The sequence below is a fragment of the Agrobacterium sp. SUL3 genome, assembly GCF_001263295.1.
In the GTDB taxonomy this organism is placed as follows: Bacteria; Pseudomonadota; Alphaproteobacteria; order Rhizobiales; family Rhizobiaceae; genus Agrobacterium; species Agrobacterium tomkonis.
The window spans coordinates 62793-76849 of the sequence record NZ_KQ414505.1; the positions used below are offsets into that span (position 1 = coordinate 62793).

General features: G+C 59.1%; 13 protein-coding genes. 4 read left to right on the forward strand and 9 right to left on the reverse strand.

Translation table 11 applies throughout. The features are described 5' to 3' along the window. The 5 genes from AKG12_RS14740 to AKG12_RS14760 all read right to left on the reverse strand — a co-directional run bounded on the left by AKG12_RS14740 (position 1) and on the right by AKG12_RS14760 (position 5087). Positions 1-1173 (reverse strand): Gfo/Idh/MocA family protein, encoded by a 1173-nt coding sequence (locus AKG12_RS14740; RefSeq protein WP_052819389.1) that lies wholly within the window; start codon positions 1171-1173, stop codon positions 1-3. 82 nt (positions 1174-1255) lie between these two features. Beyond that, positions 1256-2158: a sugar phosphate isomerase/epimerase family protein gene (locus AKG12_RS14745; protein ID WP_052819390.1), complete on the reverse strand. Its 903-nt coding sequence runs from the start codon at positions 2156-2158 to the stop codon at positions 1256-1258. Positions 2159-2182: 24 nt separating this feature from the next. Then, positions 2183-3004 (reverse strand): ATP-binding cassette domain-containing protein, encoded by an 822-nt coding sequence (locus tag AKG12_RS14750; RefSeq protein WP_052819391.1) that lies wholly within the window; start codon positions 3002-3004, stop codon positions 2183-2185. 9 nt (positions 3005-3013) lie between these two features. Beyond that, positions 3014-4018, reverse strand: a complete 1005-nt coding sequence (locus AKG12_RS14755; protein WP_052819679.1) for an ABC transporter permease — start codon at positions 4016-4018, stop codon at positions 3014-3016. Between the two features lie 103 nt (positions 4019-4121). Continuing rightward, positions 4122-5087 (reverse strand): substrate-binding domain-containing protein, encoded by a 966-nt coding sequence (locus tag AKG12_RS14760; protein WP_052819392.1) that lies wholly within the window; start codon positions 5085-5087, stop codon positions 4122-4124. Between the two features lie 148 nt (positions 5088-5235). Between AKG12_RS14760 and AKG12_RS14765 the strand changes: the two genes are divergently transcribed. Beyond that, positions 5236-6276: a LacI family DNA-binding transcriptional regulator gene (locus AKG12_RS14765; protein WP_052819393.1), complete on the forward strand. Its 1041-nt coding sequence runs from the start codon at positions 5236-5238 to the stop codon at positions 6274-6276. 9 nt (positions 6277-6285) lie between these two features. Here the strand turns inward: AKG12_RS14765 and soxG are convergent, their stop codons facing one another. The 4 genes from soxG to AKG12_RS14785 all read right to left on the reverse strand — a co-directional run bounded on the left by soxG (position 6286) and on the right by AKG12_RS14785 (position 11391). Further along, positions 6286-6834 (reverse strand): sarcosine oxidase subunit gamma family protein, encoded by a 549-nt coding sequence (soxG, locus tag AKG12_RS14770; protein WP_052819394.1) that lies wholly within the window; start codon positions 6832-6834, stop codon positions 6286-6288. Next, a complete protein-coding gene (locus tag AKG12_RS14775) occupies positions 6827-9790 on the reverse strand; it encodes a sarcosine oxidase subunit alpha (RefSeq protein WP_052819395.1) in 2964 nt (987 codons plus the stop codon). Before AKG12_RS14775 ends, soxG begins: the two co-directional genes overlap by 8 nt. After that, positions 9787-10062: a sarcosine oxidase subunit delta family protein gene (locus AKG12_RS14780; RefSeq protein WP_052819396.1), complete on the reverse strand. Its 276-nt coding sequence runs from the start codon at positions 10060-10062 to the stop codon at positions 9787-9789. Before AKG12_RS14780 ends, AKG12_RS14775 begins: the two co-directional genes overlap by 4 nt. A gap of 78 nt (positions 10063-10140) precedes the next feature. Continuing rightward, positions 10141-11391: a sarcosine oxidase subunit beta family protein gene (locus AKG12_RS14785; protein WP_052819397.1), complete on the reverse strand. Its 1251-nt coding sequence runs from the start codon at positions 11389-11391 to the stop codon at positions 10141-10143. Positions 11392-11481: 90 nt separating this feature from the next. Between AKG12_RS14785 and AKG12_RS14790 the strand changes: the two genes are divergently transcribed. The 3 genes from AKG12_RS14790 to AKG12_RS14800 are packed head-to-tail and all read left to right on the forward strand — an operon-like array spanning position 11482 to position 14004. Next, on the forward strand, positions 11482-12462 hold the full coding sequence (locus tag AKG12_RS14790) for a GlxA family transcriptional regulator (RefSeq protein WP_052819398.1): 981 nt from the start codon (positions 11482-11484) through the stop codon (positions 12460-12462). A 29-nt stretch (positions 12463-12491) separates the two neighbouring features. After that, positions 12492-13172, forward strand: coding sequence for a helix-turn-helix domain-containing protein (locus tag AKG12_RS14795; RefSeq protein ID WP_052819399.1), 681 nt, complete (start codon positions 12492-12494; stop codon positions 13170-13172). A 25-nt stretch (positions 13173-13197) separates the two neighbouring features. Next, positions 13198-14004, forward strand: coding sequence for a hypothetical protein (locus AKG12_RS14800; RefSeq protein ID WP_156316057.1), 807 nt, complete (start codon positions 13198-13200; stop codon positions 14002-14004). The last annotated feature ends 53 nt before the right edge of the window (positions 14005-14057 follow it).

The window sequence follows — 14057 nt, forward strand, 5'->3', positions numbered from 1 at the left end:
TTATGCGAAGTCGATCCAGGCGGCGCCGGCATCGGCCGAACGGACGCAGTTTTCCAACCAGCGGACGCCTTCCGTGCCAGCCGTGATGCCGGGATAATGGTGGGTTTTCAGGAAAGCCTGATCGCTGCGATTTGCCGCGTCGATCGCCTGGGCGATCCAGAGATAGATGTTCGACCAGCTGTCCCCGAGACCTTCAGTATGCAGCGCGCCCATGCGGTCGATGGCGAGGCTTTCCTGTTCCAGATAGGGCATGCCATGGTGCATGATGCGGCCGGGTTCGCCCTGAACTTCGTAGATCAGCTGGTCGGGATGGGAATCGGACCATTCGAGCGACGCCTTGGAGCCGACGAAACGGTAACGCTGCGACCCCATATTGCCGGCATTGACGGAGGAGACCCAGAGGCGGCCGCGCGCGCCATTGTCATAATGCATCAGGACGGTGGCGTGGTCTTCCAGCGGCGCGCGCGTGGGGATGAAGGCCTTGCGGTCGCAGAGCAGCCGTTCCACCTTCATATGCGGCAGCACGACTTCCGAGAGATAATAGAGATGCGTGCCGATATCGCCCAGCACGAAGGTCGGGCCGGCGGTGCGGGGATTGGTGCGCCATTTGACGGCCTCGCCCGCGTCCACATCGTCACCGGCGTTGAAGCCGTGGGTATATTGCAGGTCGACGATGCGGATGTCGCCCAGCATTCCTTTTTTGACCATGGCCGCCATCTGGTGGACGAGCGGGTGCCCGGTAAAACCATAGGTGACGCCGACGATCAGACCCTTCTGTTCGGCCAGCCGCGCCACTTCCTCGCATTCCGCCACGGTGAAGAACAGCGGTTTTTCGCAGATGACATGCAGCCCCGCTTCAAGGCAGGCCTTGGTGATCTCGTAATGGGTGAAATTGGGGGTGGCGATGGAGACGACGTCCACACCGTCTTCGCGCGTCGTCTCGCCGGCAATCAGCGCCTTGTAGTCCGCATAGCAGCGTTCCGCCGCCACGCCGAGATTGACGCCGAAGTCTCTGCCTCGTTCGGCATCGAGGTCGAAGGCGCCCGCGACGAGCTGGTAGTTGCCGTCGCGCAGGGCGCCGGTGCGGTGCTTGTAGCCCACCTGTCCCGTGCGTCCGCCGCCCACCATGGCCCAGCGCAGCGGGCGCGAAATCAGTCTTTCTCCGTTGATCATGTCAGTCGTCTTTCCATTTGATGTTGCGAATGGCCGCGGCGGGAGGCGGGGTCCGCCTCGGGCTCAGCGCCGGTTTGCCGCGTCATTTCTTGAAATAGAGGTCGATATAGTCCTGCATCTTGGCGCGCATGAACCGGCTCGATTCATCGGCCCTGTCCTCCCAGGCGAAGACGCAGGAGGTCATGATGCCGTCGAAGCCGATTTCAGCGAGCGTGCCGAAGAAATCGTCCCACGGCACCTCGCCCTGGCCAATATTCAGGTGCTGGTGCACCCGCGCCTGTGTGCCCGGCGGATTGAGGATATAGCGAAGCCCGGAGCTGGCCTTGTGGTTGAAGGTGTCGCCCACATGCACATGCGCCAGCACATCCTTCGCTTCGCGCAGCATCGCCTTGGTGTCGTCGCCGAAATAGAAGGTGTGCGGTGCGCAATAGAGGAACTTCACATTCTTCGAATTGACCGTGCGGATGATGTCCAGCGCCGGCTGCAATGTCTCGCACCAGTCCTCGGGATGCGGCTCGACATGCAGGTTGATGTTCTCGCGCTCGAAGATCGGCACCAGCTCTTCCATCGAGCGCCACCAGGCGTCCTCGCAGGCCTCGATCATCGAGCCGGTATGGCAGCAATAACATGACCCCTTGTCGGGATGCGGACCACGGCCGAACTCGGAGTTCATCGTGTCGACCTCCAGTTCGATGGCGATCTCAATGGCGCGCTTCCAGTGTTTCACTGCCGCCTGCCGTTCGGTCTCATCATTGGAAGCCCAGCGATACATGGGCAGCAAAGAGGCGATGCCGACATCGGCGTCCTTCAGCGCCTTCTTGAAAGACCTGATCCGCTCGGGAAAGACGCGCGGCGCCTTGAACCATTCGAGGAAATCCGCGCGCGGGCTGAGTTCGATCCAGTCGTAGCCGAGTTCCTTCACTTTGGCCGGAAGCTCATCGAGGCTGGTGAAACGATGCATGTGTGGGTCGATGGCGATCTTCATCGGTCTTGATCCTTGCTTTATGTCTTAATTCGAGGGTGGCTGCGGCGGATGGCCGTCATGGCTGGCCATGTAATTTTCCACCTCCGCGCCGAGGTCGGCGAGCGCTTCACCGCCGGCCATCAGATCGGTGATTTCCTCGCGGGATTTTTCACCCTTGCGGAAATTGGCGGCGACCGCGCCGCGAATGAGCACGGCGAAATGGTCGCCGACGGCAATCGCATGGGTGACCTGATGGGTGATGAAGATCACTGCGATGCCCCGCTTGCGCGCTTCCAGCACGATGCGCAGGACATGGGACGCCTGTTTCACGCCCAGCGCCGCGGTTGGCTCATCGAGGATCAGAACGCGTGCACCAAAATGCACCGCGCGGGCGATGGCGAGCGATTGCCGCTCGCCGCCGGAAAGGCCGCCGATCAGGCGGTCGCCGTCATCGATGCGGGTGATGCCGAACTCCTGCACCGCCTTGACGGCGATTTCGTTTGCTCTCTTGCGGTCGTAGATCCGGAAAGGCCAGAAACCCTTGGTCGGTTCCGCGCCGATGAAGAAGGAGCGACCAATGCTCATCAGCGGAAAGGTCCCGCCGAACTGGTGCACGGTGGAAATGCCCATGCGCTGCGCATCGCGCGGCCCGTCGAAATCGACCGGCTTTCCATCCATCAGCACTTCGCCAGAACTGGGCTGGTAGACGCCGGCCAGCGTCTTGATCAGCGTGGATTTTCCAGCTCCATTGTCGCCAAGCAGGCAGAGCACCTCGCCGGCGCGCACCTTCAGTGAGATATCGTGCAGAACATCGATCGGGCCGAAGGATTTGTTGACGTTTCTGAGTTCGAGAATGGGTGTCGACATCGTCTTGCCTCACTTCTTCTTCGGCGAATAGGTGAGCGCCATGACACGGAAGGTGTTGTTCATCAGCACTGCCAGAAGCAGCATGACGCCGATGATGAGGCTCGACCAGTTGCGGTCAAACGAAGTGAAATAGATGCCCTGGTTGACGATGGCGAAGGTGATGGTGCCGAGAAATATGCCGATCACCGAACCGAAGCCGCCGGTCAGCAGCACCCCGCCCACGACGACCGCGATGATGGAGTTAAAGATGAAGGTCATGCCGGCCGAAACCTGGGCGACATTGAAGAGGATCGCCTGACAGACACCGACGAAGGAGGCGCTGACGGAGGAAAGGACAAAAAGCGTCACCGTCAGCTTGTCGGTAGGAATACCGGCGTTGCGGGCGCTCACGCGGTCGCCGCCCATGGCGAAAATCCAGTTTCCGAAGGGTGAATAATGGACATAGAAGATATAGATCGCCGTCAGCAGTAGCCACCAGATGATGCTCACCTGAAAACTGCCGCCGATAAACTGTCCGAACAGGAATTTGGCGATGGGGCCGGATTGGGCGGGGCTGAGCGCCACGCTGGTCGTTCCGGTCAGCAGCACGGAAAAGCCGAGGATCAGCCCCTGCACCGCAAAGAGCGTGCCGAGTGTGACGATTAAGGATGGCACCACGGTTCTTATGACCAGAAAGCCGTTGATCAGCCCGACGAGCACTCCAAGGCCAAGCGCGCCGATGATGCCGAGCCAGATCGGCATGCCATAATAACCGGTGATGATAGCGACCGTCAGCGCACCGGCCGGGATCATCGCGCCGATGGAAATATCCAGCTCGCCGGAAATCATCAGCAACCCGACGGGAATGGCAACAATGCCGAGATTGGCGGCGACGTTGAGCCAGCTTGCGGCGCCGGCCGGTTTCAGGAATTCGATGCTGCCGAAGACAACAAAGAAGGCAAGAACAAAAACAAGGCCAAGAAAGGCACCTGATTCCGGGCGACGCAGAAGGTCGCCCAAAGAGAGATTTTTCACGTCGTTCACTCCACTATTGACCCTGGGTTTTGCGGGGATGCCCTTGCCTGCCGATCCCGAACGCCGGCATTGCCGGGTGTCGGGATCGGGCGCGGATCATCGCTCAGCGCGCACCCTTGGCGACGCCGTCAAGCGTGGCCTGGATGTTGGATTTGTCGACGATGTTGGGGCCGGTCAGCACCGGCGCGGTCGGCAGATCGGTTCCGAAATCGATGGCTGAGGCCAGAAGCGTCACCGCCAGCAGCGATTGCAGATAGGGCTGCTGGTCGATTGCAAAGCCCTGTGTCCCGTCCTTGATGCGGTCGAGGCCGGACTGGTTGAGGTCGAAGGTGCCGAGCAAGGCCGTTTCGGTTTTGCCGGCCTGCATCACGCCAATGGCGGCTGAATCCGCGTCACCCGCCGAAATGGTGAGGACGCCGTCAATCTTGCTGTCCTGAAGCAGCGTCGCCTTGATCGCCTCGGCGACAGCGGTGGCATCGCCAAAGCTGGTGGCGGGAAGCGGCAGCTGCTTGCCGCTGCCGCCGGCCTTGGTGATGCCGTCCAGAACACCCTTGCATCGGGCTTCGAGATTGGCGGCGCCCGGGACGGTGTTGACGCAGATGACGTTCTTCTTGTCCTGTTTGGCGAAATATTCGCCACCGGCGACGCCCGCCAGATATTCATCGGAACCGACATAGTTGATCGCACCGAGTTCCTTCGCCTTTTCATGGCCGCCGGCATTCATGAGAATGACCTTGATGCCGGACTTGATGGCTTCGCGGATCGCCGGGTCCTCGCCTTCCGGCACCCAGTTCGGAATGACGAGACCATCGACCTTCTGGCTGATGGCGGTCTGGATGAGCTGCACGACATCCGGCGCGAAATTGTCATAGGTCTGCAGACGCAGGTAATTGACCTTGCCGCCATTCGCCTCGACCACGAGGCGCGCGTCATCCACGCCCTTTTTGATGAGGTTCCAGAACGCATCATCGTTTTTACCGCCGACAACGGCGATGTTGGCCGCAGACGCGCCATATGCCATCGCCAGCGATGCCGCGCCCGCTATAAGAAATTTCTTGAAATATGCCATTGTTTCCTCCCTGCCCATTCTCCCGATGGGCCAAAATGACAAGATGATTTATATCTTTCATTTTCCTGAGAATGGAATTTATATTTCATTTAATGTTGCATTTCATATCATTCCATGTCATTCATCGATGATACAATTGTGAGGTGCCATGAGCCGACCGACCATTACCGATCTTGCGAAAGCCGCCGGCGTCAGCATCTCCACGGTCAACCGGCTGCTGCACGGTTCGACCGCCGTGCGTCAGGATACGATCGACCAGATTCTCAAGGCTGCGGAGGAAATCGGTTTTTATGGTCTCGGCACCATCAAGGACCGGCGTCGTGAGGCCATGCCCCACTACAGGCTCGGTTTCCTGCTGCAGCAATCCCATCGGCCGCTCTACCGGTTGTGGGCGGAAGGGATCGTCGCTGCTGCACGCCATAGGCCGGACAGCGTTATCGAGCCGGATGTGGTTTTCGAGGACGATCTTTCGCCCGAGGCCGTTTCCGCCAATCTCCTGAAGATGGGGAAAACCTGCAGCGCCATTGCGGTGGTGACGGCCGATCATCCGCTCGTCAGCCAGGCGATCGACGAGCTGCGGGGCATGGGGGTTCCGGTGGTAACTTACGTGTCCGATCTATCGGCGGCGAGCCGCGCGGGTTTCGTCGGAACCGACAGTTGGAAACGCGGTCGGACTGCGGCATGGTTCCTCAGCCAGACGGTGAAGGGCGAGGGTGTGGTCGTTCCGCTGATCGGCAGCAACCGTTATCAGTGTCAGGATGTTTCGGATGCCAGCTTCCGCTCCTACATGCGCGAGAACACACCTGAATTGCAGGTGGCGGAAACGCTGCTAACTTTCGAAGAGCCTGAAAATGCCTACGTGATCATCCGCGACATGATCGCTGCTGAACCCGGCCTCCGGGGGATCTATGTCAATGGCGGTGGCATATCCGGCGTTCTTAGGGCGCTTCGGGAACTGCCGGTGGAAAGGCAGCGCAGCATAAAGATCGTCTGCAACGATATCGGCCCGGAAACGCGCAAGGGCCTGAACGAAGGGCTGATTACCGCCTCGCTGCCGCTTCCCCTCGACAGGATGCCGCAGCAATTGATCGATGTGATGTTACGGCGCGTCGAGAATGGGGACACATCCTCCGTCGAACAGCGGATCGTTCCGTTTGAAATCCTGACGCCCGAAAGCATCTGGACATAGCCGATAGGATCACTGGAATTCGAGGCTCATCCGGGCAAGATCGTCCCACAGGCTTTCGGCAAAACCGCGCAAAACGATGACTTCGAACACCGGCCCGTCAAGCCGGGTGAGATGGGCGGCGATATGGCCGATCAGCGTCGTGGCGGAGCGTCCCACCGGAAAAGCGGCGATGGAAAGATCGACCGCCGTTCCTTTTGCCAGCACCCGCTCGGCCATTCTGCCTTCGATTCGGATTCGTATGCGCCCCTGGCTCTGGTCCACACCCGTTGCCTGCGGTTCAAGCGCCGCAAGAAACGTCTTCATGTCCGCGTGAGAGAGCGGCTGTTCGCCGACGATGAACCACTGGCCGGGAGAGACCGCCCGCACATCGCCTTTTGCGAGACTGGACAGGCGGACTTCCATATCCGCTGCGTCGGGCGCGGCCAGCACATGGATGATTGCGCCTTCCGGCAGGGGAGAGAGCTTGATGGTGGTGGAAGCAATTGCTCCCTTTTTGCCCAGCACCGGGCGGAGGGTCGGCCGGAAACCAGATTTGAAATCAGGCTTGAAATCAGACATGGAGCTTCTCGTTCTCAGGGTCGAAGAAAACCGGATTGCACAGGCGCGCGGCGGTGAATTCATTGCGCAGACCGTTCCAGACCACGACTTCCTCGCCATGCCGCGCGGGGCCATTCTTGACGAGGGCGAGGCCGATGGTGGAACCGAGATGGGGTGAGAACGCGCTGGAGGTCACATAACCCTGATCGTTCTCCAGCGTTGCCGCTGCATCCTTCGCAAGAATATGCGAGCCGGTGCGGAAGGACTGGTTTTTATCAAGCGGCACGACGCCGACGAGGCTCGGACGGTCGGCGGCGGAAAGCCCCTCGCGCTCCAGCATCCGCCGGCCGATGAAATCGGCCTTGGTGGCAGAGACCATTTTGGCAAAGCCGAGATCGGCGGGCACCACCGTGCCATTGATCTCGTTATGGGTGACGTGGCCCTTCTCGATGCGCAGCACACCGAGTGCCTCAACGCCATAAGGCATGATGTTCTCGGACTTGCCCGCCTCCATCAGCGCATCGGCAATGCTTTCACCGTAACCGGCGGGGACGGCGAGCTCGTAGGCCAGTTCGCCGGAGAAGGAAATCCGGAACAGGCGCCCGTGCAATTGCCCGCCAAACAGCGAGATTTCTTTGGCCGCAAGAAAGGGGAAGGCCTCATCGGAAATATCCTCATCGAGGATTCTTTGCAGAATGGTACGCGCCTTCGGCCCGGCAATCGCCATCTGCGCCCATTGGTCGGTGACGGAGGCAAGCCGCACGTCGAGATCCGGCCAGAGTGCCTGCGCGCAGAATTCCAGATGGTTCATGACGCTTGCCGCATAGGCCGTGGTGGTCGTCATGAAGAAACGGTTTTCCTCCAGCCGGCTGGTGGTTCCGTCATCATAGATCATGCCATCTTCACGCAGCATCAGGCCATATCGCGCCTTGCCGACCGGCAGTTTCAGGAAAGCGTTGCAATAAACCCGGTTGAGGAATTCGGCGGCGTCCTTGCCGCAAATCTCGATCTTGCCGAGCATCGATACATCGCAGAGGCCCGCATTTTCCCGCACATTCAGAACTTCGCGGTCAACGCTTTCCCGCCAGCCGTTTTCGCCGCTGCGGGGAAACCAGGAGGAGCGATACCAGAGCCCGGTTTCAACGAAGATGGCCCCATTCTTTTCGGCCCAGCCATGCAGCGGCGATTTGCGCACAGGCTGGAAATGCTGACCGTGATAGGCTCCCGTCAGTGCGCCAAAGGAGACGGGTGTGTAGAACGGCCGGAAGGTGGTGGTGCCGACATCTGCCGGGGAAACGCCGCGCGCCTCGGCCAGCAGCCCGATGGCATTGACGTTGGAAAGCTTGCCCTGATCGGTCGCCATGCCGTTTGTCGTATAACGCTTGGCCAGTTCGACATGGCCGTAACCTTCGTTGACGGCAAGGCCAAGATCCTTGCGATGGACATCATTCTGGTAATCGACAAAGGCTTTGGCCTTGATGCCGGGGATGGACCAGGGCGCCTTTGCGGGCTGGGCGACGACATCGTTTTCCACGACGCCGAATGTCGGTGTGGTCGCTGCAAAACCGAGATCCTGAGCAAGCGCCGCGCCCTTTCGCGCGCCATCCTCAAGGCAGGCGGCGATGCCGTTTATCGCGGACACCGCTCCGGCGAGTTCGAGCCCCTTGAGACTGGCGGGTGCAAGGAAGGCAACATTGTCTTCTGACCAGACCGGTTTTCCACCGCGATGGCAGGCAAGATGGATGATGGGGCTGAAACCGCCCGACATGGCCAGCGTTTCGATATTCATGCTCTCCGTGCGGCCATTGGCATAAATCTCTATGGCGGACAGCGCCTTGCCGCCTTTTGCATTCGAGACGACTCCACCTTTGATAACACGCGCCGTGCCTTCGTAGCCCGGATTACCCTGCTCGCGACTATCGATGATGGCGGCGAGGGTGACACCGTGTGCTTCCAGATCGCGGGCGAGCGCATAACCGCTGTCGTTGGTGGTGAAAATCGCCGTCGCCGTGCCGGGGCTTACGGCATAACGGTTGAGATAACTGCGCATGGCGCCGGCCATCATCACACCGGGAATATCATTGCCCCCGAAGACCAGCGGCCGTTCTTCCGTGCCGGCGGCGAGCAGCGCACGCTTGGCGACGATGCGCCACAGGCGCTCCACCGGCACATGCGCTTGCGGGTGGGCCACATGTTTTTGCACACGCTCCAGCGCGCCAAAGACATTGCCGTCGTACCAGCCGAAGGCAGTGGTGCGCGTCAGCACCGTCACATTCGGCAAGGCTTCGAGTTCGGCGACACATTGCGCCGCGAAATCGGCAGCGCTCTTGCCGCCGATGATCGCGGTTTCGGAAAGGAGCCCGCCGCCTGCCATGGAATGTTCATCGACAATGATGACGCGCGCACCATGACGTCCTGCAGCAAGGGCAGCGGCCAGCCCCGCCGCGCCGGAACCGATCACCAGCAGATCGCAATGCGCCCAGCATTTGTCATAGGTATCCGGATCCGCCTCGTAACTCGCCTTGCCGAGACCGGCGGCTTTGCGGATGAAGGGCTCGTAGATTTTTTCCCAGAAGGCGGCGGGCCACATGAAGGTCTTGTAATAGAAACCCGCGCCGAGGAAGGGCGAAAGAAGGCCGGTCAATGCGCCGATATCGAAATCGACTGAGGGCCAGCGGTTCTGGCTTCTCGCTTCCAGCCCGGCATAAAGCTCCTGCATGGTGGCGCGCGTGTTCGGCTCGGTACGGCCACCGCTGCCGATGGTCATCAGGGCGTTCGGCTCGGCGGCACCCGCTGTCAATATGCCGCGCGGGCGGTGGTATTTGAAGCTGCGGCCGACGAGTTGCTGGCCATTGGCGAGCAGGGCGGAGGCGAGGCTGTCGCCTTCGAAACCCTGCATCACCTTGCCATCGAAGGTGAAGGAAAGCGGCTGGGTGCGGTCAATCAGACCGCCGGTCTTCAGGCGGCTGGATGTCATGGGCTTGTCACTTCCTTCTCTCCGGCGGCATCTCGGCAGGCGGATATCTCATGGGTGACCGTGTCGCGGGCGACGATCAGCCAGCGGCGGCAACCGGAGGTATGGTGCCAATATTCCTCATAGGCGCCGCGCGGATTGTCGCGCAGATAGACATAATCGAACCATTCATCGGCGCCGGCATCCGCCGCCGGCCGCTGAAGGGCGGCACCCTTGATGGTGAATTCTTCCTTGGGTCTTGGCCCGCAATGCGGGCAGGGCACGAGACTTGCCATTTCAGATGTCCTTGATCCGCCAGATAGCGGGATGGCGAAAAGTGTGAGCGGTTTTTCGCCTGAAATCCCGCTACAGATTTAGTGAAGGTTGGGCTGGGCGCCCTGGCCCTTTTCATCGATGAGGTATCCATGCCGGAAACGATCCAGCCGAAATGCGGTCGCCGTTTCCTGCGGTGTGCCGCGTGCGAGAAGATGGGCGAAGCAGAAACCGGAAGCGGGCGTCGCCTTGAAGCCGCCGTAACACCAGCCGGCATTCAGGTAGAGATTGTCGATTGGGGTTTGGTCGATGATCGGTGAACCGTCCATCGACATATCCATGATGCCGCCCCAGGAGCGCAGAACCCGGACGCGGGAAAGTGCCGGTATCATCGCCTTGCCGGCTTCCGCCACATGTTCGACCGTCGCAAGATTGCCGCGCTGGGCATAGGAATTGTAGCCGTCTATATCGCCACCGAAAACGAGGCCGCCCTTGTCCGATTGCGAAACGTAAAAATGGCCTGCGCCAAAGGTGACGACGCCATCGATGAAGGGTTTCAGGCCTTCCGAGACGAAAGCCTGCAGCACATGGCTTTCGATCGGCAGTTTCAGCCCGGCCATGGCGGCCACCTGCGATGAATTGCCCGCTGCCGCCAGCGCCAGCTTGCCGCAGCCGATGAAACCCCTGTTGGTCTCGACACCCACGACACTGCCGTTTTCGCGGCGAATGCCCGTCACTTCGCAGCCCTGGATAATATCGACGCCTCGGCTGTCTGCACCGCGTGCATAACCCCAGGCCACGGCATCATGCCGCACGGTGCCGCCGCGCCTTTGCAGCAACCCGCCCTGAACTGGAAAGCGGGCATTGTCGAAATCGAGAAACGGCAGCATTGCCTTGACCGAGCCGCGATCCAGAAGTTCAGCATCGACACCGTGCAGCCGCATGGCATTGCCGCGCCTTGTATAGGCATCGCGCTGCGCATCCGAATGGAAGAGGTTCAGCACGCCGCGCTGGGAAACCATGGCGTTGAAATTGAAATCCTGCTCCAGCCCTTCCCACAGCTTCATCGAGAGCTCGTAGAATGGGTTGTTGCCCGGCAGCAGGTAATTGGAGCGGATGATTGTGGTGTTGCGGCCGACATTGCCGGAGCCGATGTAGTTTTTTTCCAGCACTGCGATATTGGTGACGCCAAATTCCTTGGCAAGGTAATAGGCCGTCGCCAGCCCATGCCCGCCGCCGCCAACGATGATGACGTCATAATGCGGTTTCGGTGACACATCCCGCCATGCGGGCTTCCACGCTTTGTTGCCAAAAAGGCCGTTCTTGAAAATGGAAAAGGCGGAATAGCGCATCTGGCGTACCTCGAACGATATCGTGCAAGCTTATCGACGTCGTTCGAAAGATCATTGCAGATTAGGGACATTATGATTTAAAAAAGAGACATGACGACAATCGAGCAGAAGAACGCCCAGCGCATTGGTTTCATCCTGGTTCCGAATTTTGCGTTGATGTCCTACGCCTCGGCGGCGGAGCCGCTACGGGCCGCCAATCTGATCGCCGGAACCGATCTTTACGACGTGGTTCCCCTGTCTTTCGACGGGGAAGCCGTCAGGAGTTCGTCCGGCATCATTGTTGGCTGCGAGGCACTCGCCGCCGGAGGGGAGCGATGCCACACGATTTTCGTCTGCGCGGGCGGCGGACCGCAGGACTGGACCGTTGCGGAAAATTCCTACGGGACGTTACGGCGGCTGGCGCGGCAGGGTGTCAGGATTGGGGGCATTTCCAGCGGCGCCTATGTGCTGGCAGCGGCGGGATTGCTGGAAAACCGCGATTTCACGATTCACTGGGAGCATGCGCCGGTGCTGAAAGAGGCCTTTGGCCATCTCACGCCTCGACAGGCGCGGTTTGTTTTCGATGGAGACCGCATCACCTGCGCTGGCGGCGTTGCCCCCCTCGACATGATGCATGCGATGATTTCGCAGAGAATGGGCGCTCATTTCGCAAGGCGCGTCAGTGACTGGTATCTGCACACGGCGGTGGCCGAACCCGGCGCGCCGCAGCGTGGCTCCTCGGCGGAACGCCATGGCACCAACCATCCGGCTCTACTGACCGTGCTGGAAAAAATGGAAACGACCATTGAAAGCCCGCTCGACCGGCAAACCATGGCGAAGCTGGCAGGAACCAGCGCGCGTCACCTCGACCGGCTTTTCGCAACCCATCTGAAAACGACGTTTCTGGAAACATATCGCGCGATCCGCCTCGATCACGCCCGGCGACTTCTGGAGCAAAGTCCTCTTTCCATCGCGGAAGTTGCCTTCGCGACAGGCTTCTCCAGTGCGGGGCATTTTTCAGGAAGCTTCAAGGCTCGCTTTGGTCACACACCGAATGCACTGCGGATAAAGATTTCCTCCGAATTAAAATAGTTTTCCTGTAAGGAAGAGAAAACACGATAATGCCGGAGAACCCCATGGCGAAGGACACCCCCAAGACCGAACAAGCGCAGTTCCTGTCGCAGGATCCGCATGCCGTTCGTGAGCCGAGGGTCAACAATCTGGAAATGGCGATCGGCCATGAGGTGCGCGCCTATCGCAAGAAACTCGGCATCACGGTCACCGATCTCGCATCCGCCACCGGGGTCTCCGTGGGCATGCTCTCCAAGATCGAAAACGGCAATATCTCCCCGTCGCTCACCACGTTGCAGACGCTCTCCAAGGCGCTGGGGGTGCCGATCACGGCCTTCTTCCGCGGTTTCGAGGAACCGCGCAGCGCCACCTTCGTCAAGGCGGGGCAGGGCGTGAACATTGACCGCAGAGGCACTCGCGCCGGTCATCAATACAGCCTGCTCGGCCATATCGACAACAATACCAGCGGCGTTACCGTCGAACCCTATCTCATCACGCTTACCAAAGACTCGGATGTGTTTCCGACCTTCCAGCATGAGGGCATGGAGTTTCTCTACATGCTGGAAGGCGAAGTGGTTTACCGTCACGGCGAGCAGCTTTTCACTATGCAGGCCGGCGACAGCCTGTTTTTTGACGCCGATGCGCCGCACGGCCCGGAGGAGTTGGTGAAGCTTCCCGCCCGTTATCTGTCGATCATTTCCTACCCGCAGAGAGGTGCGGGAGACCAGTAGTCCTTTGAGAAGGCTAGGAGGTTATGTGCTTCGAAAAATCATTAGGAGACCCAAATACCTTCGCTCGGGCGAATTGGCATACGTTCTCCCCCATTCCTACGTCAAAGAAAGGCATGAGTTACTTCTTACAGTTTCTCTTGTCACAAATCGATATCTCTTTGGGTTAGTCTACAGCGGCCTTTGTCCTCAATATTTTTGCAGAATGGGTGTGGGAAGTGGTGTGTTTGTGTCATTGGTTGTGCCTACTGACGAATTGAATATGGGTATACGTAAGCCTGGTGACATAGATATACTTGTTATTCCGTATCAAGATGATGTCCTGGTTTTGGACCAAATATTGGTTATCGAAGTCAAAGTAGTCAGGGCTTCTTTCTTCAACCAAGGTAGATCTCCAAATTCTATGGGCATGACGCAAGCGGATGGCCTACTGAAGATGGGATTTCCCTACGTTGCAGTAGCGCACCTAATTGTCTCGGATGAGAGCCCTAAGCATGCTTGGCGGCCCATGGGTATCGCTGAAATTTTGGATGAGTTTGGCAATTGCAAGATGTTGCCCGAAATGAATGTGGACTGGATGCCAATTGACCTCATGGAGCGTACCATGGGGAAAATGAAGTCCGCTCGAGGTTCAAAGAATTTAGGCCTTGTTGCTGCCTTTTTAGCTTCGAAGGAAGAGGATTTAAATGGTGCAGGGCTGCGTGGTACTTGGCATCCAAATGTTGAACCCGCATTGGTGAACGATTTTGTTCAGCAGAGTACACTGGGAAAAATCGCCTCTCTTTTCCACGAAAAGCCCACAGCTTTCATGGACATACCTCGCTATGATTCATAGCGTGTATTTTGCCTTAGAAGAAAAAAATATTCCTGATAGTTGACGGAATGGAA